Origin of the sequence: Pseudonocardia sp. KRD291, from assembly GCF_019263595.1 — a bacterium.
In the GTDB taxonomy this organism is placed as follows: Bacteria; Actinomycetota; Actinomycetes; order Mycobacteriales; family Pseudonocardiaceae; genus Pseudonocardia.
On sequence record NZ_JADQDD010000050.1, the window covers coordinates 1 to 21100 of the forward strand.

The window sequence follows — 21100 nt, forward strand, 5'->3', positions numbered from 1 at the left end:
CAGCACGCCGCGAACCGTGCCGTCGTCGCCGCTGACGCGGACCAGTTCGACGGCGTGGCGCTCGCCGGACAACGTCCAGTACAGGTCACGACCGGACGAGCCGTGCGCCAGCATCTCGCGAAGAGCCGTCTCCGCGTCGTCGCGGCACTCCTGCGGCATCGGCAGCGCGCCCGGGCCGTCGTGCAGGGCGACCCCGGCCGCACGCGCGGCCGCGTTGGCGACCCGCACGCGCAGGGAGTCGGCGCACACCTCCCAGACGGGTTCGGTCAGGTCGTCGAACGCAGCGACCACGCGGGACGCCTCGGCCTCCATCGACGCGTACCTCCGGCTCCTCGGCGACCGTGCGGCACGTGCCTACCCGCTTCCCGTACGGCTACTCGCGCCTCTCGGCCGTCATCCCCGGGACTCCTCGCGGCCCCGCCTCCGGCGTCGGAGCGTCCAGCCGAGCCAGCCGAGGCTGGCCAGCCCGATGACGGCGAACACGATCGCCGGGGTCAGGGACCCGAGCCAGAGGAAGACCACGGTGACGAACGCGCACAGCAGCGCACCGATCACCGAGATTCCCGCGTGCAGCTTCAGCGCGCTCTGCCCGTCGGGGGATGCCTCGCTCGAGCCGGGCCCGCCGATTCCGGGTACCGACCGGGGCTCGTCGTGCCGGGTCTGCTCCCGGTCCGGCTGGTGACGTGGGTTCATGGGCGGCGGGTACCCGGGTTCGGCGACGCCACGCGTGCCGTCACGGCCGTCCGCGCACGACGTGGGCGGGTGTAGCGTCGGGTCCGGGTCGAACCCACGGCCTTGCCCGGACACGGGCGCCGGTTCCGCTCTGCTGCGCTAGTGGTGGGTCTCCCGCTGCCGCCTCGTGTATCCGATACTCGAGCAAGGCGGTACCCGAACCCATGGAACCCGACCAGACCGACGCGCTCGTCGTCGTCCTGCGCAGGTCCGCCCGCGAGATGGTCGCGCAGCGCAGCATCGCCGACCTCGAAGCGACACTGGGCCAGATCGTGGCCGCGGCGGTGGACACCGTTCCCGGAGCCGACGCCGGGGGGATCTCGATGACCGAGGGCGGGCAGGTCGACTCCCGCGTGCCGACCCGTGAGGACGTTCGCAAGCTCGACGACCTGCAGAGCCGGCTCAACGAGGGCCCCTGCATGACCGCTCTCGCCGACCCTCCCGACGACGGGGTCGTGCACGCCCGCGACCTGTCCGGCCCGGACGGGGAGCGATGGCCGCACTTCGCCCCGCAGGCGGTCGCCCAGGGCTACCGGTCCCTCCTGTCCACGCAGCTCTCCGCCGGGGCCGGCTTCCGGGCGGCGTTGAACCTGTATTCGCACGAGGCCGACGCCTTCGACGACGCCTCGCGGACCACCGCAGGCCTGTTCGGGGTCCAGGCGGCACTGCTGATCTACGGCGCCGACCACGCCGCCAACCTGGAACAGGCACTGGGCACCCGGGACGTGATCGGGCAGGCCAAGGGCATCCTGATGGAACGCTTCGACGTCGACGACGACCGCGCCTTCCAGATGCTGGTGCGCTCCTCGCAGGAGACCAACGTCAAGCTCGTCGACGTCGCTCGCTGGCTCAGCAGCCCGGCCGGCCGGCGGCGCGGAGAGGTCCCGCCCTCCACCCGGTGACGGCAGCCCGGGCTCGTCCTTCGGAGATCACGTGCGGGACCGCCGCAGGCGCACCCGGGTCCCGGGCCGGTGGTCGACGACCGATACGGAGTCGACGACCCCGCACATGATGGGAAGGCCGTGACCGCGCCCGGACCGGCCCGGTCGCGGGGCACGCCAGTGACCGTGATCGACCACGTCGACGCACACCGTGCCGGCATCCGCGGCGAAGGTCAGCTCGACGGTGCCGCCGGCACTGTCGCGGTAGGCGTGCTCGATGGCGTTGCTGACCGCCTCGTTGACAGCCAGGACGACGTCGGCGACACCGTCCTGGCGCAGGCCCAGACGGGTGAGCCAGCTGCGGGTCCGGGCGCGGATATCGCCCAGATGCTCGGTGTCGGCCGGCCACGCGCGGGTCCACAGCGTGGTCGTCGAGATGAGCCCCAGACCGTTCACGGCCGGATCTGCCGCCACCGTTTCGCTCCCGAGGTCGGTGTCCCCGCGCGTCCGCCACAGGGCGCCACCGAGGGTCCGGGGTGACAGTTCGCACCGTAACAACCCCCGGTCTCGTCGATCCGCACCCCTGGCAGCCGTTCGCACGTCCTGCAGAGGGTGCGGACCGACGCACGGGGTGCGGATCGGGGAGCGCGAAAACCACCGGCCGTCGACCGTGACGAGCATGGCGGGCCGGGGACCGGGTACCCGTGGATCATGGTGGCGACGAGCAACGACCCTGCCGATTCCGACCGGGTGACCGAGCTCACCCTGCTGGAAGCGTGGTGGCGTGCCGCGAACTACCTGTCCGTCGGGCAGATCTACCTGATGGCGAACCCGCTGCTGCGCGAGCCGTTGCAACGCGAGCACCTCAAGCCGCGCCTGCTCGGGCACTGGGGGACCACCCCGGGACTGAACTTCGTGTGGGCGCACCTGAACCGGGTGGTCGTCCGCGACGAGCGGGAGGCCCTGTTCGTCACCGGTCCCGGTCACGGCGGCCCCGGTGTCGTGGCCGCGTCCTGGCTCGAGGGCACCTACACCGAGCGGTACGGCCACGTCTCCCGCGACGCCGAGGGCATGGCCGAGCTGTTCCGCCAGTTCTCCTTCCCCGGCGGCATCCCCAGCCACGCCGCGCCGAGCACCCCCGGCTCGATCAACGAGGGCGGCGAGCTCGGCTACTCGCTGGCCCACGCCTACGGCGCCGCCTTCGACAACCCCGACCTCCTGGTCGCCTGCGTGATCGGGGACGGCGAGGCGGAGACCGGCGCGCTGGCCGGGTCGTGGCAGTCGAACAAGTTCCTGCACCCGGTGCACGACGGCACGGTGCTGCCGATCCTGCACCTCAACGGCTACAAGATCGCCAACTCGACGGTGCTGGACCGGATCCCGGACGACGAGCTGCTCGCCCAGATGGAAGGGCACGGGCACCGCCCGTACGTGCTCGAGGGCGGTTTCGACGGCGAGGACCCGATGGCCGTGCACGCCCGGATGGCCGACACCCTGGACGAGATCACGGCCGAGATCGCCCGGATACGGGCGCGCGCCGCCGAGCAGCACGCGGCCGGTCACGAGGTCGAGCGACCGCGCTGGCCGATGCTGGTGCTGCGGACGCCGAAGGGGTGGACCGGGCCGACCGAGGTGGACGGGCAGCAGGTCGAGGGCACCTGGCGGGCGCACCAGGTGCCGTTGGCCGGGGTGCGCGAGGACGAGGCCCACCGCCGCCAGCTGGAGACCTGGCTGCAGTCCTACCGCCCCGGCGAGCTGTTCGACGACCACGGCCGGCCCCGCCCCGAGCTGGTCGAGCTGACCCCGTCGGGGTCGCGCCGGCTCAGCGCCACCCCGCACGCGAACGGCGGTGAGCTGCTGCGCGACCTCCGCCTGCCCGACATCGGACCGTACGCGGTCGACGTGCCCGAGCCCGGCAGCGTGGACGCGAGCGCCACCGGCACGCTCGGCGGATGGCTCACCGAGGTCGTGCGCGCGAACCCGGACCGGTTCCGGATCGTCGGCCCGGACGAGACGGCGTCGAACCGCCTGCAGGCGGTGTTCGAGGCCACCGACCGCCAGTTCCTCGGTGAGCAGCGCGCGGGCGACGAGCACGTCGCCCGGGCCGGCCGGGTGCTGGAGGTGCTCAACGAGCAGCTCTGCCAGGGCTGGCTGGAGGGCTACCTGCTGACCGGCCGGCACGGGCTGTTCAACTGCTACGAGGCGTTCGTGCACATCGTCGACTCGATGTTCAACCAGCACGCCAAATGGCTCGAGGCCAGCCGCGACATCTCCTGGCGCCGTCCGGTCGCGTCGCTGAACTACCTGCTGACCAGCCACGTCTGGCGCCAGGACCACAACGGCTTCTCGCACCAGGACCCCGGCTTCGTCGACCACGTGCTGAACAAGAAGCCGGACATCGTGCGCGCGTACCTGCCGCCGGATGCGAACACCCTGCTGGCCACGATGGAGCACTGCCTGCGCAGCCGCGACCTGGTCAACGTCGTGGTGGCCGGCAAGAACGAGCAGCCCCAGTGGCTGGACCCGGACGCCGCGGTGGCGCACTGCGTGCGCGGCATCGGCGTCTGGGAGTGGGCCAGCAACGACGCCGGCTCGGAACCCGACGTCGTGCTCGGCTGCGCCGGTGACGTGCCGACGCTGGAGGCGCTGGCCGCGGTCGACCTGCTGCGCCGGCACCTGCCGCAGCTGAAGGTGCGGCTGGTGAACGTGGTGGACCTGATGCGGTTGCAAGACGAGCGCGAGCACCCGCACGGGCTCTCCGACCGCGACTTCGACGGCCTGTTCACCACCGACAAGCCGGTGATCTTCGCCTACCACGGGTACCCGTGGCTGATCCACCGCCTGACCTACCGCAGGACCAACCACCCGAACATCCACGTGCGCGGCTTCAACGAGGAGGGCACCACCACGACGCCGTTCGACATGGTGATGCTCAACGAGCTGGACCGCTTCCATCTGGTCATCGACGTGATCGACCGGGTCCCCGGGCTCAACGTCGCGCACACCGGGCTGCGCCAGCACATGGCCGACGAGCGCCTGCGCTGCCGCGACCACACCCGCCGCCACGGCGAGGACGCCCCGGACGTCGTCGACTGGGTGTGGGGGAGCTGATGCGGGTCCTGGTGGTCAACGCGGGCTCGTCGTCGGTGAAGCTCGCGCTGCTCGACGGCGACCGCACCGAACGGTCCGACTCGGTCGCCCCGGACGAGGCCGCGGACGGGCTGGAGCGGTTCCTGGACGGGACCGACCCGCCGGACGGGGTCGGGCACCGGATCGTGCACGGCGGCCGGGAGTTCACCGGCCCGGTACGGCTCGACGACGACGTGCTCGGCCGGATCGCCGACCTGCGCACGCTCGCGCCCCTGCACCAGGACCCGGCCGTGCAGACCGTGCGCCGGGCCCGTTCGGCGCTGCCCGACGTCGCCCACGTCGCCTGCTTCGACACCACGTTCCACCGCACGCTCCCGCCCGCGGCACACACCTACGCGGTGCCGGCGCGCTGGCGCGACGAGCTGGGCGTGCGCCGCTACGGGTTCCACGGCCTGGCCCACGAATGGGCCGGCCGGCGCACCGCGGCGCTGCTCGGCCGCCCGGAGGGTGAGCTGCGGACGGTGAACGCGCACCTCGGCTCCGGCGCCTCGCTGTGCGCGATCCACGGCGGGGTCTCGGTCGACACCACGATGGGCCTCACCCCTACGGCCGGGCTGGTGATGGGCACCCGCAGCGGCGACCTGGACCCCTCGGTGCCCCTGTGGCTGGCCGCCCGGGGCCTCGACCCGGAGCAGGTCGCCGAGGATCTCGACCTGCGCAGCGGCCTGCTCGGCCTGACCGGACGCTCCGACGCCCGTGAGGTCGAGGACGCTGCCGGGCGCGGCGAGCCGGACGCGGTCACCGCGCTGCAGGCGTGGGCGCACCGGGCCCGCGCCGAGGTCGCCGCGATGGCCGCGGCGATGGGCGGGATCGACGCGCTGACGTTCAGCGGCGGGGTGGGAGAGCACCAGCCGCGCATGCGCGCACGGGTGGCCGAGGGGCTCGGGTTCCTGGGCGTGGAGATCGACCAGGACCGCAACGACGCGGCGCTCGGCGAGGACGACGGGATCATCTCGCCCGCCGGTTGCGCGGTGGCGAGCCTGGTGGTCACCGCGCGCGAGGACCTGGTGGTCGCCGAGCAGGTCCGAGCGGTGCTCGGCCCCTGAGGGCGCAGCGTCCCGGCCCGCACGGCCGAGTGGGTGATGGGCAGGGCCGAGCGAGGCGGGCGACCCCGGCGCCGATACCCGTCCGTAACCAACGGGCGGCCGACTCGTTGAATCGGCACGGCAACAAAGGGGGTCGTCGTGGCAGGACCGAGGTGGGACCCGGACGGACGTCTCTGGCTGCTCGACGGCGAACCGGCGCCACGACGCAACCGGCGTCGGTCGGTCGACGTGATCGACCGGTCGGACGACGGCGCGGAGTCCGCGGGACGTGATCTCACCGAGGCGGGGTCGGGTTCCGACGCCCCTCGCCGGTCGGATCGCGGCCGGGACCGGTGGTCGGAGCCGGAGCGACCGTCGCCCGCACCGGGCGACGGGGCCCGCGGCGCGTCCGGCAGGCGGCGCTCGACCGAACCGGCCCCGACCGGGCGGACCTTCCCGTCCCCCGGGCCGGGTGCCCCGGTGCGGCCGGGCCGGGCGCCTGCGCAACGGGAGGTCGTGCCCCGGGGCCGATGGGCGGATTCCGCGCACGAGGCGCCGCCGCCGCGGTCGCCGAGCGAGGTCACTGGTCGCCACGGCGCAGACCGGTGGACAGCGGGCGCACCCGAGCTCGACGGTCGGCCACCCCGCCGGCACGCCCCCGAGACGTCCACGCCGGACGACTCCCCGGCCGACGGGTACCCGCGCGCCCGCCGCGCGGGTGGCGTCGGTCCGTCCGGCTACCACCAGGCCCCGCGTGGCCGTCACGGCGCGGGCGACCACGCCGTCGACAGCTACGCCTCATCCGGCCGGCACGGCGCGGACGAGCGTGACGTCGATGACCGCTACGTGCCCGGGCTCGACGACCACGCACCCGCCCGCCACGACGACACCGGCGGGTACGAGCCGGCCAGGTACGCCCACGTCCGGCCCGGGTACGCCTACGACGAGTTCGGACCGGACGATCACGACCTCGACGACCGTGAGCCCGACGGGTACGCCCCGTACGAGAACGCGTCTGACGGCTACGACTCCGAGTACGACTCCGAGTACGACTCGGACGACGACCGGACCACCTGGTTCCCCGCAGGCGACGTCGAGGCGATCGGTGGACCTGCTTCCGACGACGGCGATCCCGACGGCGGTCCCGATCACCATCCCGACGACGGTCCCGACGACGGCGGTCCCGACGCTCCGGCCGCAGAGGGGCCGGGCCCGGAGTCTCCACACCGGCGCGCCCGGGCCGGGCGGAGCGACGAGCGACCGACCCGACGTCGGCGATGGCCGTGGGTGGTCGGCGGTGTCGCGGCGGCCGCGGTGGTCGTGCCGCTCGGACTCACGATCCTGGGCAGTACCGAACAACCGCGCGAGTCCTCGCAGACCAGCAGCATCGTCGGTCTCGGGACATCCGGAAGTGGGGCGACCGGAACCGGGGCGTCCGGAACCGGGCCGTCCGGAAGCGGGCCGTCCGCTGTCGCGCCGCCCGCCGGCGGCGCCGCTCCGCAGCCCGCGGCGGCGCAGGTCACCTACGAGGTGACCGGGTCCGGGTCGGCGGGCACGATCACGTTCGGCCGGGGGACGTCGGTGGCGCAGGCTTCCGACGCGGAGCTGCCCTGGACGCGGAGCACGCCCGCGGCCGCGGAGCCCGCCGAGTACACGCTCACGGCCGCCGGTGGTTCCGGCACGGTCTCGTGCAAGATCCGCCTCGGCGATGTCGTCCTCGCGGAGGAGACGGCGGAGGGCGACTTCGCCGCGGTGTCCTGCAGCGGTCGTCGCTGACGGCGCCGCCGCTGACGGGGTCGGCTCGCCACGGCGGGTCGGACGACCTCGCGTTCCCGCAGCCGGGCGACGCACTCGACTCGCCGCCGCGCGCTCCGCGTGCTCCCGCGCGCTCCGCGGGCCTCCGCGACCGCGGGAACGCGCGCGTCGACGAGCCCAGCGCGCGGCCGGAAGCCCGGCCCGCGTCGCCGGGTCTGGCGCGCGTCGCCGGGTGCAGCGCGTCGCCGGGTGCAGCGCGGTTCAGCGGGGCCGGGCGGTCGGGAGGTGCCGCGTCGGAGCGCGGGTGTCACGTTTCGGCGGTGGCGGCAACCATGTCGTGACGCTCGTTCGACTCGACGACCGTCCGGTAACGCCGGGCGTCACGATATGGCGGTCCGGCCGGCCACAACGTGACGCCCGGCGGCCCGATGGGCTCGCGGGAACGTCGAGTGGCGCACGGTGGCTGTCGCGGATCGCTTCCGCCGTCGGAACGTCTCAGGACGGCGACTCGACGATGCGCTTGATCGCGGCGAGGGTGGTGGGGATGCCCGACCGGGCGTCGGCGGCCCGGATCGCGATCTCCTGGTCCCCGGTCGCGCCGTAGCGTTCGCGGAAGAAGTCGCGGCCGAACTCGGAGAGGTGCCAGGTCTCGGTCAGCCGAGTGCCGGAGCCCTCCTGTTCGATCTCGTAGCCCCAGCGGACCGCGCCGTTCACCGTCCAGGCGAACGCCCGGCCGGGCTCCGCCGCGACGACCTCGCTGGTGGTGCTCCACTCGCGGTCGGGCTTGCGGTTGTGGCCGGTGAAACGTGCACCCACCTCCGGACCGCCGCCGTCGTCCCATGTGCACCCGATGCAGATCGGGCTCCACTCGCCGGTGCGGGTGACGTCGGAGACCAGGTCGTAGACCGTCTGTGGGGTTCCCTCGATGCGGATCGAGGCGGAGTGGAAGTACTCGTCGGACATGGGTGGACCCTACGGGGATGCCTCGCCCGGGTCCCGGCGCGCACTGCGGCCCCGCACCGGGCCGGACATGACATCCGTCATGCCCGGAACCACGCCGCGGCGTCCCGCATAGGCTCGGGCCCGTGATCCTCGACGTCCCGTTCGTCGTCGCTGCGGCGGCCTGAGGCCCGGTGCTCCGACCTCGCTCCCGCCCGCTGGCCTTCGCGACGGCGTCCCTCTCGTTCGTGGCGGTCTCCGCCGCGGCCGGGGTGCCGGCGCCGCTCTACGTCGTCTACCAGCGGTCGTACGGCATCTCGACGATCGCGCTCACCGGCGCGTTCGCCGTCTACATCCTTCCGCTGCTGGTCGCCCTGCTGTGCTGCGGCAGCCTGTCGGACCACCTGGGCCGGCGTCGGGTGGCCATACCTGCGCTCATCGTGGGCGCGGTGGCGTGCCTGGTCCTGACGACCGTGGACTCGGCGGCGCCGCTGATAGTCGGGCGGGCGATCCAGGGTGCGTCGGTGGGGCTCGCGCTCGGTGCGCTCGGCGCGTTCGTGGTCGACCTGGTGCCCCCGACGCGTCCCGGGCTGGCCGGAGCGGTCACCAGCGGTGCGCCGCCGGGCGGTATCGCGCTCGGTGCGCTCGCCTCGGGTGCCGCGGTGCAGCTCGCGCCGGGCGGCGCGCCCGTCTGGTCCTTCGTGGTCGTGGCCGCGCTCCTGGTCGTGGCGGCCGTGGCTCTCGCGTTCCTGCCGGAGACGGCGGCCCGGCGTCCCGGTGCCCTGCGGTCGCTGCGGCCGGTGGTCCGGGTGCCCGTCGCCGCGCGTGGGGTGTTCCCCATGGTGTGTCTCGTCGTCGCGGCGACCTACGTCCTGGGCGGCTTCACCCAGGCGCTGGCCCCGTCGTTGGCGGCCTTCGTCCTGGGCCGTGACGATCTGTTCAGCGGCGCCCTGGCGGTCGCGGTCTACCACCTCGCCGGCCCGGTGGCCGGGCTCCTGGCCGGCCGGCTCCCGGCCGTGCGCGCGCTGGCCGGCGGGGCCGCCGTGCTGGCGGCCGGCACGGTCGGGTTCGTCGGGGCGATCGCCGCCGGGAGCTTCGCCGCGTACCTTGTGGCCGCGGTCGTGGCCGGGGCCGGGTTCGGCGTCGCGTTCGCCGGTGCGATGAGGGTCCTGCTCGACCGGAGCCCGCAGGGCGCGCACGCCGGCACCCTCGCCGCGGTCTACCTCTACTGCTATCTCTCGGCCGCGGTGTCGAGCCTGCTGGCCGGGGCCGCGGTCGAGGTGTGGGGGCTGGCGCCGGTGGCGTCGGTGCTGTGCGGCGTCGTGGTGGTGATGGTCGCCGCGGGCGCCACCGGCTCGGTGCTCCGGATGCGCGCCGCGCCGGGTTCACGGGACGACGGTGACCGGCCACTTGCCGGCTCGGACGAGACGGTTGGCCAGTGATCCGACGAATCGGTGCCCGGGTGAGGCCGACGCTCCGACGACGACGGCGTCGACACGGTAGCGGTCGGCCGCGCGCATGATCTCGGTCATGGGGTCGCCGTGGCATTCGAGGAACCGGGCGTGCAGGCCGAGTCGGTCCGCGGCCTCCTGGGCCATCGCGCGCAGCTCGTCCGCGGCCTGGGCGGCGAACTGGGCGCCGGCGGCCATGGCCTCCGGCATCAGTCCGCCCAGTGAGGATGTCGTCGTCACCGTGACCATGATCAGCTGGGAGTGCTGTCGGCGGGCGAGCCCGGCGGCGTAGGCGCCCGCCCGGAGCGACGTGGTCGATCCATCGACCGCGACAAGGATGACCGATGGTCCGTCTCGTCCGGAGGCGGTCTCGGGATCGGGCGGTGGGGCGTTCACGGGGAAAGGATGGCCCCGTTCCGGGCGGGATGCACCGTCGCGGGGGCCGACCGGGGTGCACGGAGGTGGGGACGCCCCCGGCGCCGCCTACCGACGCCGCCGGGCGGAACGCAGCAGCCGGACGCAGGTCCACGGCAGGACGACGAGCACACCCAGCGCGCCGAGCACCAGACCGGTCACGAACGGCCACGGTTGTCCGCCGGTGTGCCGGCCGATCCCGAACAGCACCAGAGGGACGGCGACGATCACCGGCCAGACCAGAGTGCCGAGCCACTTCTGCGCTGTGCTCCACGCCGTGCCGTTCCACAGCATCACCACGCCGGCGAGCCAGCCGACGACCGGAAGTACGAAGCCGCCGAGCATCAGCATCAGCACGGTGAGGACCGGGTACGCGTCCGGGTCCGCGATCCGCGGTGTCGGGCTCTGTGCTGTGGGGCCGTCCTGCGTGTCGGACACGGTGGTGGTCTCCAGTTCCTTCGTCCGCGGTGTGACACCACCATCTCGCGCCGGAGAGCCGCTGACATCGGAGCTGCGGCGGAGCCCGCTCATACCGTGGTCGGAGGCCGGAGATCGTTCCTGGGGCTGACGCGTCGGAAGGGTCCGGAAGACCATCGTCGGGGTCATGATCCCGCCGCATCCGACTGCGTCCGCCGCCCGGTCGGCCGTCCGCGACGTGCTGCGCACCGTCGCGGACCGCGGCACATCGCTGTCCGAGGACCCCACACTGGTCGAGCGGTTCGTAACGCTGTGCCGTCGTAACCCGGTCGTCGTGGACGCGGTGTTCGCGGCGGCGCTCCTCTGGCTCGCGATCAGCTGGACGCTCGAGGGCAAGGTCCCGTCCTGGACCCAGGTCTCTGCGCTGGCCCTGGCGGTCGCGGCCGCCGCCCCGATCCTGCTGCGCCGGATCTACCCGGTGCCCGCCGCGATCGTGACCGCGGTCGTCGCGCTGGTCGGAAGCTTCGCCTTCGTCGGGACACTGGCGGTGTTCGTGCTCCCGGCCCTGGTCATGGCGTACTCGGCGGTGGCCTACGGGCCGCGCTGGGCAGGGCCGCTCGCGGTCGTCGTGCTGCTGGTCGGCGTGTTCGGACCGCTTCTGCGGCACGGTCTCGTGGCGGATGCCACCGCGATGTGGTCCGTGGTCGGTATCGGCGTCCCGGTCGTGGTGTGCGTGTGGCTCGCGGGCTCGTTGCGCCGGGCCGCCTACCGCCGGACGGAAGGTCTGCGGGAGCGGGCCCGGCTGCTCACGGACAACCGGCGCCAGGAGGTCCGCATCGAGCTGCTCGCCGAGCGGTCACGAATCTCCCGGGAGGTGCACGACGTCGTCGCCCACTCGCTGTCGGGGATCATCGCCCAGGCCGATGGCGGGCAGTTCGCCGCGCGACGTGACCCGCAGAAGGCGGTCGAGGTGCTGAACCGCATCGCCACCACCGGCAGGGAGGCGCTGTCGGACACCCGGGGACTGCTGGAGATGTTGCGCGACGACGCCCCGGTCGACGCCCCGGACCGGGCGAGGCGCCCACAGCTCGGCGCCGGCGACATCCCGACGTTGGTCGAGCAGGTGCGGGCCGGGGGCCTGCCGGTCGACCTGGCCGTCACCGGTGCACCACGAACGACGGGCGCCGGGCTCGGCCTGACGGCCTACCGGGTGGTGCAGGAGTCGCTGACCAACGTGATCAGACATGCCGGACCCGCGACACCGACCCACGTCGGTCTGGACTGGACCGGTGACGAGTTGATCGTCCGGGTCCGTGACGAGGGAGGCGCCGTCCCGTGCCCGCCGCGCGGTGGGCACGGTCTGATCGGTATGCGTGAGCGGGCAGCCCTGCACGGCGGCTCGGTCGAGACCGGGCCGCACCCGGACGGCGGCTGGGTCGTCCGGCTGCGCCTGCCCCTGGCCCACGTACCACGGGAACCGGTGGTACCCCGTCGTGCTCTGCCGGGTGCGGGGACGGACACCTCGACCCGGTGAGGACTGCGGGCGGGTGTCTCGCGTCGACGGAGACCGACGAGAACGCCGTGTTCTGTCCCCGTGGGCCGGGCACTAACGGCCGAGCCGGTCCTCGCGCTCGTTCGCGTCGGCCAGGTCGTCGACGGCTGCACGGGCCTGGGCTTCGCGGGCCTCGCGCCGGGCGTACCAGTTGATGGACGCGAGCGTCCCGGTGATCGCGGCGGGTCCGGCGGCCATGATGACGAAGCCGATGTCGGGCGCGTGGACGGCCGCGTGCACGACGAGGCAGAGAGCACCCACGGCCAGGATGCCGAAGAACCACAACATGGCTGTGTGATCTCGCGCCGACATACTGTCGCCAACGAGCGAGGTCATGCGCGATGCCCACCGCCGCGGCGAAGTTCACCCAGGTGGGGCGCGGATGAGCACAGCGTCACGGCCGTGCCGGGCCGGGGGCCGGCTCGGTAGCTGCGAAGGTAGCCTCACCTGATCCGGGAGGTGTCGTGGTGCGTGCCCTGGCGGTGGTGGTTCCGGACGATCCGGACGGTCGTCCCGTCGGTGGTGTCGCCTGCGTCATGGAGCCGGGGGACGTGTTCGACGCCCACGCGCATCCGCCGCACCAGCTGGCGTGGTGCTCGCGCGGAGAGGTCGACGTCCGGATCGGCCACGAGCTGTGGCCGGTCTCGCCGGACCGCGCACTCTGGATCCCCGGTGGTGCCCGGCACGCCGTGCGCGCTCGGAGATGGTCGGTGTTCCGCTCGGTCTACTTCCGGCCCTGGTACGCCCCCGACGGTCCGGGCGACCCGCTGCTCGTCGACGCCTCCCCGCTGCTGCGCGAGCTGATCCGGCACATCGGGGACGCCCGGTTGTCGGAGACGGAGCGGGAGCACGCCGGGCGGGTGGTGCGCGACCTGGTCCGGTCGTCGCCGACGGGGGAGGCCCCGGTGGTGCTGCCCGCCGACCCGCGGGCGCTGCAGGTCGCGCGAGGGATCCTGGCCCGGCCGGCGGACGATCGTGGGCTGGCCGAGTGGGGGCGCGAGGTCGGGGCGAGCGTGCGGACGCTGTCGCGCCTGTTCCGGCAGGAGACGGGCCTGTCCTTCGTCCAGTGGCGCGCTCGTGCCCGGTTGACCGCGTCGGTGTCGCACCTGCGTGCCGGACTGCCCGTCGGCGCCGTCGCCCACCTCGTGGGCTACTCCGACGTCAGTTCCTACGTCGCGGCCTTCCGGCGCGCGTTCCACTGCACCCCACGGCGGTACCGCGCTCGGATGGCCGCCGGGCCCCAGTTCGTGGCCGCCGATCACGACTCGCCGCCGGGCCATGTGGTTAGGCTCCCCTCACTTCGATGATCATCGGGGTCCGGGCGCAGCCGAGGAGAAGACCGAGTGACAAGACCTACCCGTCTCACACGCCGCCAACTTCTGGTCTCGGCCGGTGCCGTCGGACTCTTCGCAGGCTGCGGGCGCGCCGACCAGCCGACCGGTGCCGCGTCCGGACCGGGGTTCCCGGTGACGATCGAGGGGAGCGAGGGGCCGGTGACGGTCGAGGCTGCGCCGTCGCGGGTCGTGTCGGTCGGTCAGTACCGCGACACCGACGCCGCGGTCGGGCTCGGCGTCGTGCCCCTGGCCACCCCCGACATCAGCACCTTTATCGCGGGCGGAATCTCCCCGTGGGTCGCGGCCCGGCTCCCCGGCGCGCCGCCGGAGCTGTTCCGCACGGAGCAGGGACTGCCGATCGAGCGGATCGCCGCGTTCGCGCCGGACCTGATCCTGGCGACCGACTACCGCAACCTGTCCGCCGACCACCCGACGCTGTCCCGGATCGCGCCGACGTTGTCGCCGGAGTCCGGCTACAACCGTGACGTCTGGCAGGTCACGACCGCTCGGGTCGGTCGGGCCCTGGGACGTACCGAGCAGGCGACCCGGCTGGTGGCCGAGGTCGAGACGGCGATCCGGACGGCGCGGGAGGGCAACCCGGGCTTCGCCGGCCGCACGTTCACGATCGGGCCGGTGCAGGCGAACGGCACCGTCAACACCGTCAACAGCACCTCGGACGCCTCCGCGCTGTTCCTGCAGCAGCTCGGCCTGCAGCTCGCCCCCGCGGTGGTGCCGTTGCAGGGCAACGCCATCCCGGGGAGGGCGGTGGTCAGTCCCGAGCAGCTCGACGTCCTCGACGCGGACGTCATGATCCTGACGTTCACCACTCCGCAGGCCCGGGCGAGGCTGGAGGCCGACGAGCTCTTCCGGCGCATCCCCGCCGTGCGGCGGGGTGCCTACATCGCGCTCGACCTGCCCACGACGCTGGCGATCGGGTTCCCCTCGGCGCTGAGCATCCCCTTCGCACTGGAGCGCAGCGTCCCCCGGATCGCGGCGGCGCTGAGCAGGTAGGCGCCTCCGGCCGCTCAGGCCGGCGTGACCGAGCCGGCCGGCAGCGGGTAGTCCGGGAGATCGATCGCCTCCGACGGCGGGCGGCTGCGCCGGGCGGAGAGGCGGCCGAGGGCGCCCACGACCGGCCCGGCGGCGCGGAGCACGGCGCGCTGCACCGTCAGGCCCGTCGCGCTGTACGGGTTCATCGCGCGTATCGCGGCCGGCCGGATGTTCTGCGCCCGGTCGACGTGGGGCCGCATCAGCTCCTCGTAGCGGGCCAGGGCGGCGCGGTGGTCGTCGCCGCCGGCCAGCTCCCCGGCGAGCACGTACGCCCCGACCAGCGCCAGGCTCGTGCCGGTGCCGAACGGTCCGGGCGACCAGGCGGCATCACCGAGCAGCACCGTGCGCCCACTGCTCCAGCGGCTCAGCCGGGCCTGTCCGACGGCGTCGAAGTACAGCGGTGCGTCCTCGAGCGCGTCGAGCACGCGCGGGGTCTGCCATCCGGCGTCGGCGAACGTCCGGCGCAGGATGGTGACCTGGTCGGCCCGGTCGAGCTCCTCGAGCCCGCGGACGTTGCTGCGGAACGAGAGCATCGCGCGGGTGGTGCCGCGGTTGTCCGGGCGCAGGCTCAGGCTGCGCGAGCCGGGGGCGCCGTACCACCGCCACCAGCGGTCGTCCTCGTCGGTGCGGGGGATGGTCAGGTAGGCGATGTAGAGGCCCAGCTCGTCGAGCCGGATCTCGGGCAGCACCATCGCGCGGGTGCGCGAGCGCGTCCCCTCGGCGACGACGACGATGTCGGCGTCGATCTCGTCGCCGCCGTCCAGGGTGGCCGTGACGTGGTCGCCGTGGTCGGTCAGGCCGCTGATCTGCTCGCCGAAGCGGTAGTCGCTGTCGCCGCGGGTGCGTTCGTGCAGGATCCGGGAGAGCTCACCGCGCAGGATCTCGATCTCCGCGGTGGCGCCGCCGGTGTCGTCCTCACCGGCCGGGAACGCGGCGACCACGCGCCCGTCGCCGTCGACGAAGCGCAGGCCCACCTCACCCGTCCCGGCCTCGCGGACGGCGTCCTCGACGCCCATCCGCCGCATCACCTCGCGCGCGACGCCCCGGACGTCGATGTTCTGGCCCTCGTCGCGCAGCCGCGGGGCGCGTTCGACGACGGTGGTGCGCCAGCCCCGTGCGGCGAGCTGGTGGGCCAGGGCGGGGCCGGCGATGCTGGCGCCGGAGATCAGGGCGTGACGGGTCGCGGTCGTCATCCGATCGCCTCTCCGATGAGGGCCGCCGGCTCCAGGGTCGCCTCGTGTGCGGCGGCGGAGGAGCGGGTGAACTGCGGGAACCCGTGTATCAGGTCCGGGTGGTGGACATAGGTCAGATCGTTGCCTGCCGCGGCGAGCCTACGGGCGTAGGCGTGTCCGACGTCGCGCAGCGGGTCGAACCCGTTGGTGACCAGGATCGTCGGGGGCAGGCCGGCGAGGCTCTCCGCGTTCAGGCGTGTGATGGACGGGTCGCGGACGTCGTCGCGGTCGCGGACCAGGTTGCGCACCATCTCGAAGATGCCGTTGGTCTGCAGGTAGAGACCGGTGCGGTTCTCGCTCGCCGATGCGGTGTCGGCCGGGAACGCGGTCTCCGGGAACAGCGGCACCTGCAGAGCCAGACCGGGGCCGCCCTCGTCGCGCAGCTTCAGGGCGATGGCGCAGGTCATGTTGCCGCCCGCCGAGTCGCCGCCGAGGGCGATCCGCTCCGGGTTGACGCCCTGATCGGCGGCGTGCTCGGCCAGCCAGCGCACGACGAACTCGTTCTCGTCGAGCTGTACCGGGAACTTCGACTCCGGGGCCAGCCGGTAGTCCACGGCGTAGGTGACGACGCCGGCGTGTTCGGCGATGAGCCGCATCGGCACCTCGAACTCGTCGAGGGTCCCGTAGGTGAACCCGCCGCCGTGCAGGTAGACCAGCGCCCCGGACGGCGTGGAGGCCGGGTTCGTGGGGGTGTGGCGCCGGACCGGGATCGAGCCGTGCGGTCCGTCGAGCACGAGGTGTTCCACGGAACCGATCTGCGGCCAGGGCCCGACCGCGAGCTGCTGGTGGTCCCGGCGCCCCTGCGCGATCGTGACGTCGGCACCGAGCGTCGGGCCGGTCGGCAGCCACGCCTCGAGCTCCGGGTCGAGCGTCCCGCGCCCGACCGACTCGGGAACGGTGCTGCGGTCGTAGACGGCCACGGCGGTCTCCCTCCTCCCCGGACGGCCGGTGCCGAGACGCGTCGGTGCGCCGTCCGTGGGTTCTCGTCGGGCCGGCCCCGCGGCCGGCCCCTCGGGACCGGACTACCCGAGGGTGGATCACTCACACGACGACGTGTGCTGCGGGCGCGACGCGCTGCCGGGACGCCCGCGACCACATACGGTGCGCATCGATGATCTCTTCGCAGCGCGAACCACTCCTGGGGGTCGAGGAGGAGTTCCACGTCGTCGGCCTGGACAGCCGCCGGGCCGAGCCCGAGGTCGAGCTGCTGCTCGAACGGCTCGACGGCGCCGAATACTCCCGCGAGTTGCAGCGGTCGCTCGTCGAGACGAACGTCCCGCCGTGCAGCGGGCTCGACGAGCTGCGCGACCACGTCCGGCGGCTGCGCGCACGACTCCGTGCGGCAGCGGAACCGCTCGGGCTCGGGGTCGTCGCGGCGGGCACGGTACCGCTGGTGGACCTCTCCGGCGACGACATCTCGGCCGGTGCCCGCTTCGAACGGATGCAGCACGACTACCAGGTGCTGGTCCGTGAGCAGCACATCTGCGGGCTGCAGGTGCACGTCGACGTCCCGGACCGGGATACCGCGGTGCAGGTCGGGCACCGGGTCGCGCCGTTCCTGCCGACGCTGCTGGCCGTCTCGTCGAGCTCACCGTTCTGGCGGGGGCACGACTCCGGCTACGCCAGCTACCGGAACCTGCTCTGGCAGCGGTGGCCCACCGCCGGCCCGCCCGGCCCGGCGCGGACGGCCGCCGAGTACGACGCCATGATCTCCGACCTGATCGCCTCCGGGACGATCACCGACGCAGGGATGCTCTACTTCGACATCCGGCCCAGCGCCCACCGGCCCACGGTCGAGCTCCGTGTCTGCGACGCCTGCCCCGAGGTCGACGACGTGGTTCTGGTGGCCGGACTGTTCCGGGCCCTGGTCGCCCGGGCCCGCGCCGAGAGCGAGGCCGATCAGCCGCTGCCGTCGGTGCGGCCCGAGCTGCTGCGGGCGGCGAACTGGCGGGCGGCGCGTTCCGGGTTGGACGGTGACCTCGTCGACGTGGCGGGTGCGGCGCTGGTGGCGCCCGCGCTGCAGCTCGGCGGGCTGGTCGGGGACCTCCGGCCATGGTTGGAGAAGGCGGGCGACTGGGAGCAGGTCTCCGAGCTCGCCGACGCCGTCCTGGCCCGCGGCAGCGGCGCGGCGCGGCAGCGGCGGGCGTTCGGCCGTCGCGGGCTGCTGACCGACGTGGTCGACGAGCTGCTCGCACGCACACACGGCGAGACGGCGCCGGTCCGGCCGCCCACGGTGCCGTCGGTCTCGGAGCTGTTGACGGGCTACGGCCCGGTCGCCCACGACGAGGCGGTGACCGAGAAGGGCACGGTCGGGCCCGCCTACGGCTGGATGTTCCGGTCCCTGGACCGGCTCGGACCACGGGGCCTGGCGTCGGCGAACTCCGCCCTGCGCTCCGAGCAGAACGCCCGCGGCGTCACATTCGGCGCCGACGAGGGCGAGGACCGGTTGTTCCCGCTGGACCTCGTTCCCCGGGTCGTCTCCGCCGACGACTGGCGGCACCTCTCGTCCGGCGCGGCCCAGCGGATCCGGGCGCTCGAGGCGTTCCTGCACGACGTCCACGGCCCCGGCGAGATCCTGCACGACGGCGTCGTGCCGTCCGACGTCGTGGAGCGGGCCCCGGGCCGACCACCGGACGGGGCGCCGTTGCCCGCGGACGCGGTCCGGATCGCGGTCGGCGGGATCGACCTGGTCAAGGACCGGGCCGAACGGTGGGTGGCGCTGGAGGACAACCTGCGGGTCCCGTCCGGGATCGGCTACTCGATGATCGGCAGGCGGCTGCTGCGCAGCGTGCTGCCCGACCTGGAGCCACCGTCCGGGGTGGTCGGCCTGGACGACGTCCCGGCCCGGCTGCTGGAGGCGCTGCGGTCCGCGGCCGGTGCCGGCCCGGAGGGGGAGATCGCGGTGCTCAGCGCCGGTGACGCGGACCCGGCGTACTTCGAGCACACCCTCCTGGCCGAGGCCATGGGGGTGCCGGTCGTGACGCCGTCGCAGCTGCAGGTCACCGGGGACGGGGTGCTCGTCGCGGGCCGCCGGTGCACCGCGCTGTACCGCCGGATCGACGAGACGGAGCTCGTGCACGCCACCGGCGCCGACGGCCGCCCCCTCGGGCGATCGCTGGAGGCCGCAGCGGCGCGGGGGACGGTCACCCTGCTCAACGCAACGGGCAACGGCGTGGCCGACGACAAGCTCGTCTACGCCTACGTCCCGAAGATGATCTCCTACTACTTGGGGGAGAGTCCGGTCCTGGACTCCGTGCCGACGTATCCCTGCGTCGACGCCCACGCCCGGGACGAGGTGCTGGACCGGCTCGGCGAGCTGGTGCTCAAACCGGTCGACGGCTCGGGCGGGCACGGCATCGTGATCGGCCCGCAGGCCGGCCGGGACGAGCTGGCCGAGCTGGCCGGGGCGGTCCGCCGCAACCCGTCGCGCTGGGTCGCCCAGGACCTCGTGCAGCTGTCCACCCACCCGACGTTCGTCGGAGAGTCCCTGCGACCGCGCGCGGTGGACCTCCGGGTGTTCGCCGTGCAGGGCCGCGGACCGGGTGACCGGGCGACCGTCGACGTGTTGCCGTCGGCGCTGAGCCGGGTAGCCCCTGCCGGCAGCGTGATCGTCAACTCCGGCCGTGGCGGTGGCGCCAAGGACACCTGGCTCCTGCGCTGACGACGAACCCGGACCGGCCGGCGAACACAGGAGGAGGTCCCGCCGATGAGCTCTGCCACCGACGCGTACCCGGACCGGTGGAGGGCGCTGGGCGTCTGCATGTCCGCCGGTGTGATGATCTTCCTGGACGTGAGCATCGTGAACGTCGCGCTACCCGCGTTCCGTACCGGGCTCGGCGCCTCGCCGTCGGACCTGTCCTGGATCGTCGCCGGGTACACGCTCACGTTCGGGCTCGCGCTGATCCCGGGCGGGCGTCTCGGCGACGCGCGCGGACGTCGGCGGATGTTCACGGCCGGGCTCGTGCTGTTCGCGGTGAGCAGTGTCGCCGCGGGCCTGGCCCCGACCGCGACCTGGCTGGTGGCCGCCCGACTCGTGCAGGGCGCCGCGGGTGGTCTGCTCAACCCGCAGCTGCTCGGCCTGATCCAGCAGATGTTCGGCGACCGCGAGCGGGGTAGGGCGTTCGGCCTGTACGGCGCCGTGAACGCCACGTCGACGGCGGTCGGCCCGCTGGTCGGCGGGGTGCTGCTCGAGATCGCCGGGCCGGTCGACGGGTGGCGATGGGTGTTCCTGGTGAACCTCCCGTTCGCGCTGGCGGCGCTGGCGCTGGCGCGGCGGTGGTTGCCGGCCGACCCGCCGCGTGACCGGGCGTCGGCGACGTCGCTGGACCCGGTGGGGTCGGTCCTGCTCGGGCTGGCCGTGTTCGCCGTGCTCCTGCCGTTGGTGCTCGCCGAGCGCGACATCGCGGCGGCGCCGTGGTGGACGGTCGCCGCCGGCGCGGTGCTGCTCGTCGCGTTCGTCGCATGGGAGCGCCGGTACCGGGCCGCCGGCCACGACCCGCTGGTCAGCGCGGCGGTACTGCGCAGCCCGGGCTACCGGCTCGGTACCGCCGTCGGCACGCTCTACATCGCCGGGTCCACCGCGATCTTCTTCGTGCTCACCGTCTACCTGCAGCAGGGCCTCGGCTACACCGCGCTGCAGGCCGGTCTCGCGACGCTGCCCTACGCCGTCGGGTCGGCGGTGGCCGCCGCGTTCGGCGGACGCGTCGTCGGGCGGTTCGGGCGGCCTCTGGTCGTCGCCGGGTCGGCGGTGATGGCGGCCGGGCTGGGCGCCGTCGTCGCGGTGGTGTCCGTGCGCAGCGACCCGACGACCGGGTTCCTCGCCGCCGGGCCGCTGCTGGTGGCCGGGCTCGGCAGCGGGTTCGTGATCACGCCGAACCAGGCGCTGACCCTGCGGAACGTGCCCACCGACGAGGGCGGCACGGCGGCCGGGATGCAGCAGACGGCACAGCGGATCGGGTCCTCGCTGGGCATCGCCGTGGTCGCCTCCACGTTCTTCGCCGTGCTCTCGGGGTCCGCCGGGCGCTACGACACCGCGATCTCGGCCGGGCTGGCGGCGGTGCTGGTGTTCGTGCTCGCCTCGTTCGCCCTCGGGGTCTCCGACGTCGTGCGGGGACGTCACCGTGGCCGCGGCGCCGAGCCGGAGCCCGCCCGTCGACGGTGACCGGCGG

At 73.9% G+C, this 21100-nt stretch carries 19 protein-coding genes; 10 read left to right on the plus strand and 9 right to left on the minus strand.

All coding sequences use genetic code 11. From position 1 onward, the window contains the following. Positions 1-312 (minus strand): hypothetical protein (locus I4I78_RS09840; protein ID WP_218610944.1); only part of this gene is annotated, 312 nt, incomplete at its 3' end. Positions 313-393: 81 nt separating this feature from the next. Next, on the minus strand, positions 394-693 hold the full coding sequence (locus tag I4I78_RS09845; RefSeq protein ID WP_218610945.1) for a hypothetical protein: 300 nt from the start codon (positions 691-693) through the stop codon (positions 394-396). A 203-nt stretch (positions 694-896) separates the two neighbouring features. Here I4I78_RS09845 and I4I78_RS09850 point away from each other — a divergent pair, with 203 nt between their 5' ends. Beyond that, positions 897-1634 (plus strand): GAF and ANTAR domain-containing protein, encoded by a 738-nt coding sequence (locus tag I4I78_RS09850; RefSeq protein ID WP_218610946.1) that lies wholly within the window; start codon positions 897-899, stop codon positions 1632-1634. 27 nt (positions 1635-1661) lie between these two features. On the opposite strand, the gene I4I78_RS09855 is transcribed toward I4I78_RS09850, so the two are convergent. After that, the gene (locus I4I78_RS09855; RefSeq protein ID WP_218610947.1) at positions 1662-2087 is read right to left on the minus strand and encodes an ATP-binding protein; all 426 of its coding nucleotides are present in this window, start codon (positions 2085-2087) and stop codon (positions 1662-1664) included. A 237-nt stretch (positions 2088-2324) separates the two neighbouring features. Between I4I78_RS09855 and I4I78_RS09860 the strand changes: the two genes are divergently transcribed. The 3 genes from I4I78_RS09860 (at position 2325) to I4I78_RS33755 (ending at position 7564) form a co-directional block, all read left to right on the plus strand. Further along, on the plus strand, positions 2325-4724 hold the full coding sequence (locus I4I78_RS09860; RefSeq protein ID WP_218610948.1) for a phosphoketolase: 2400 nt from the start codon (positions 2325-2327) through the stop codon (positions 4722-4724). After that, on the plus strand, positions 4724-5809 hold the full coding sequence (locus I4I78_RS09865; RefSeq protein WP_218610949.1) for an acetate/propionate family kinase: 1086 nt from the start codon (positions 4724-4726) through the stop codon (positions 5807-5809). Before I4I78_RS09860 ends, I4I78_RS09865 begins: the two co-directional genes overlap by 1 nt. 825 nt (positions 5810-6634) lie before the next feature. Next, positions 6635-7564 carry an MmpS family transport accessory protein gene (locus tag I4I78_RS33755; RefSeq protein WP_218610950.1) on the plus strand — a complete coding sequence of 310 codons (930 nt, stop codon included), beginning with the start codon at positions 6635-6637 and terminating at the stop codon, positions 7562-7564. Between the two features lie 474 nt (positions 7565-8038). Here I4I78_RS33755 and I4I78_RS09875 read toward each other — a convergent pair whose 3' ends face one another. After that, positions 8039-8506, minus strand: coding sequence for an SRPBCC family protein (locus I4I78_RS09875; RefSeq protein WP_218610951.1), 468 nt, complete (start codon positions 8504-8506; stop codon positions 8039-8041). A 170-nt stretch (positions 8507-8676) separates the two neighbouring features. Between I4I78_RS09875 and I4I78_RS09880 the strand changes: the two genes are divergently transcribed. After that, positions 8677-9924 (plus strand): MFS transporter, encoded by a 1248-nt coding sequence (locus tag I4I78_RS09880; protein ID WP_218610952.1) that lies wholly within the window; start codon positions 8677-8679, stop codon positions 9922-9924. Here the strand turns inward: I4I78_RS09880 and I4I78_RS09885 are convergent. Both I4I78_RS09885 and I4I78_RS09890 read right to left on the minus strand, forming a co-directional pair. Beyond that, complete coding sequence (locus I4I78_RS09885; protein WP_218610953.1) at positions 9868-10329, minus strand: universal stress protein; 462 nt, start codon at positions 10327-10329, stop codon at positions 9868-9870. The two genes, I4I78_RS09880 and I4I78_RS09885, sit on opposite strands and share 57 nt — an antisense overlap. A gap of 87 nt (positions 10330-10416) precedes the next feature. Continuing rightward, complete coding sequence (locus I4I78_RS09890; protein ID WP_218610954.1) at positions 10417-10785, minus strand: hypothetical protein; 369 nt, start codon at positions 10783-10785, stop codon at positions 10417-10419. A gap of 166 nt (positions 10786-10951) precedes the next feature. On the opposite strand from I4I78_RS09890, the gene I4I78_RS09895 reads away from it, so the two are divergent. Next, positions 10952-12298 carry a sensor histidine kinase gene (locus I4I78_RS09895; RefSeq protein WP_218610955.1) on the plus strand — a complete coding sequence of 449 codons (1347 nt, stop codon included), beginning with the start codon at positions 10952-10954 and terminating at the stop codon, positions 12296-12298. Between the two features lie 72 nt (positions 12299-12370). Here I4I78_RS09895 and I4I78_RS09900 read toward each other — a convergent pair whose 3' ends face one another. Continuing rightward, positions 12371-12652 carry a hypothetical protein gene (locus tag I4I78_RS09900; protein ID WP_218610956.1) on the minus strand — a complete coding sequence of 94 codons (282 nt, stop codon included), beginning with the start codon at positions 12650-12652 and terminating at the stop codon, positions 12371-12373. Between the two features lie 131 nt (positions 12653-12783). On the opposite strand from I4I78_RS09900, the gene I4I78_RS09905 reads away from it, so the two are divergent. Further along, on the plus strand, positions 12784-13623 hold the full coding sequence (locus I4I78_RS09905; RefSeq protein ID WP_218610957.1) for an AraC family transcriptional regulator: 840 nt from the start codon (positions 12784-12786) through the stop codon (positions 13621-13623). Between the two features lie 159 nt (positions 13624-13782). Further along, complete coding sequence (locus I4I78_RS09910) at positions 13783-14661, plus strand: ABC transporter substrate-binding protein (RefSeq protein WP_218610958.1); 879 nt, start codon at positions 13783-13785, stop codon at positions 14659-14661. A 14-nt stretch (positions 14662-14675) separates the two neighbouring features. On the opposite strand, the gene I4I78_RS09915 is transcribed toward I4I78_RS09910, so the two are convergent. Together I4I78_RS09915 and I4I78_RS09920 are read right to left on the minus strand one after the other, a co-directional pair. Further along, on the minus strand, positions 14676-15893 hold the full coding sequence (locus I4I78_RS09915; RefSeq protein WP_218610959.1) for an FAD-dependent monooxygenase: 1218 nt from the start codon (positions 15891-15893) through the stop codon (positions 14676-14678). Further along, positions 15890-16852 (minus strand): alpha/beta hydrolase, encoded by a 963-nt coding sequence (locus I4I78_RS09920; RefSeq protein WP_218610960.1) that lies wholly within the window; start codon positions 16850-16852, stop codon positions 15890-15892. The genes I4I78_RS09915 and I4I78_RS09920 overlap by 4 nt, the downstream gene beginning before the upstream one ends. Before the next feature lie 191 nt (positions 16853-17043). Here I4I78_RS09920 and I4I78_RS09925 point away from each other — a divergent pair, with 191 nt between their 5' ends. Further along, the gene (locus I4I78_RS09925; protein WP_218610961.1) at positions 17044-19593 is read left to right on the plus strand and encodes a carboxylate--amine ligase/circularly permuted type 2 ATP-grasp protein; all 2550 of its coding nucleotides are present in this window, start codon (positions 17044-17046) and stop codon (positions 19591-19593) included. A gap of 45 nt (positions 19594-19638) precedes the next feature. Continuing rightward, complete coding sequence (locus I4I78_RS09930; protein WP_218610962.1) at positions 19639-21093, plus strand: MFS transporter; 1455 nt, start codon at positions 19639-19641, stop codon at positions 21091-21093. The last annotated feature ends 7 nt before the right edge of the window (positions 21094-21100 follow it).

Coding starts and splice junctions, on each gene's coding strand:
- I4I78_RS09850 (WP_218610946.1), top strand. CDS start 897: ATGGAACCCGACCAGACCGACGCGCTCGTCGTCGTCCTGCGCAGGTCC.
- I4I78_RS09875 (WP_218610951.1), bottom strand. CDS start 8,506: ATGTCCGACGAGTACTTCCACTCCGCCTCGATCCGCATCGAGGGAACC.
- I4I78_RS09865 (WP_218610949.1), top strand. CDS start 4,724: ATGCGGGTCCTGGTGGTCAACGCGGGCTCGTCGTCGGTGAAGCTCGCG.
- I4I78_RS09845 (WP_218610945.1), bottom strand. CDS start 693: ATGAACCCACGTCACCAGCCGGACCGGGAGCAGACCCGGCACGACGAG.
- I4I78_RS09895 (WP_218610955.1), top strand. CDS start 10,952: ATGATCCCGCCGCATCCGACTGCGTCCGCCGCCCGGTCGGCCGTCCGC.
- I4I78_RS09925 (WP_218610961.1), top strand. CDS start 17,044: ATGATCTCTTCGCAGCGCGAACCACTCCTGGGGGTCGAGGAGGAGTTC.
- I4I78_RS09860 (WP_218610948.1), top strand. CDS start 2,325: ATGGTGGCGACGAGCAACGACCCTGCCGATTCCGACCGGGTGACCGAG.
- I4I78_RS09930 (WP_218610962.1), top strand. CDS start 19,639: ATGAGCTCTGCCACCGACGCGTACCCGGACCGGTGGAGGGCGCTGGGC.
- I4I78_RS09915 (WP_218610959.1), bottom strand. CDS start 15,893: ATGACGACCGCGACCCGTCACGCCCTGATCTCCGGCGCCAGCATCGCC.
- I4I78_RS09900 (WP_218610956.1), bottom strand. CDS start 12,652: ATGACCTCGCTCGTTGGCGACAGTATGTCGGCGCGAGATCACACAGCC.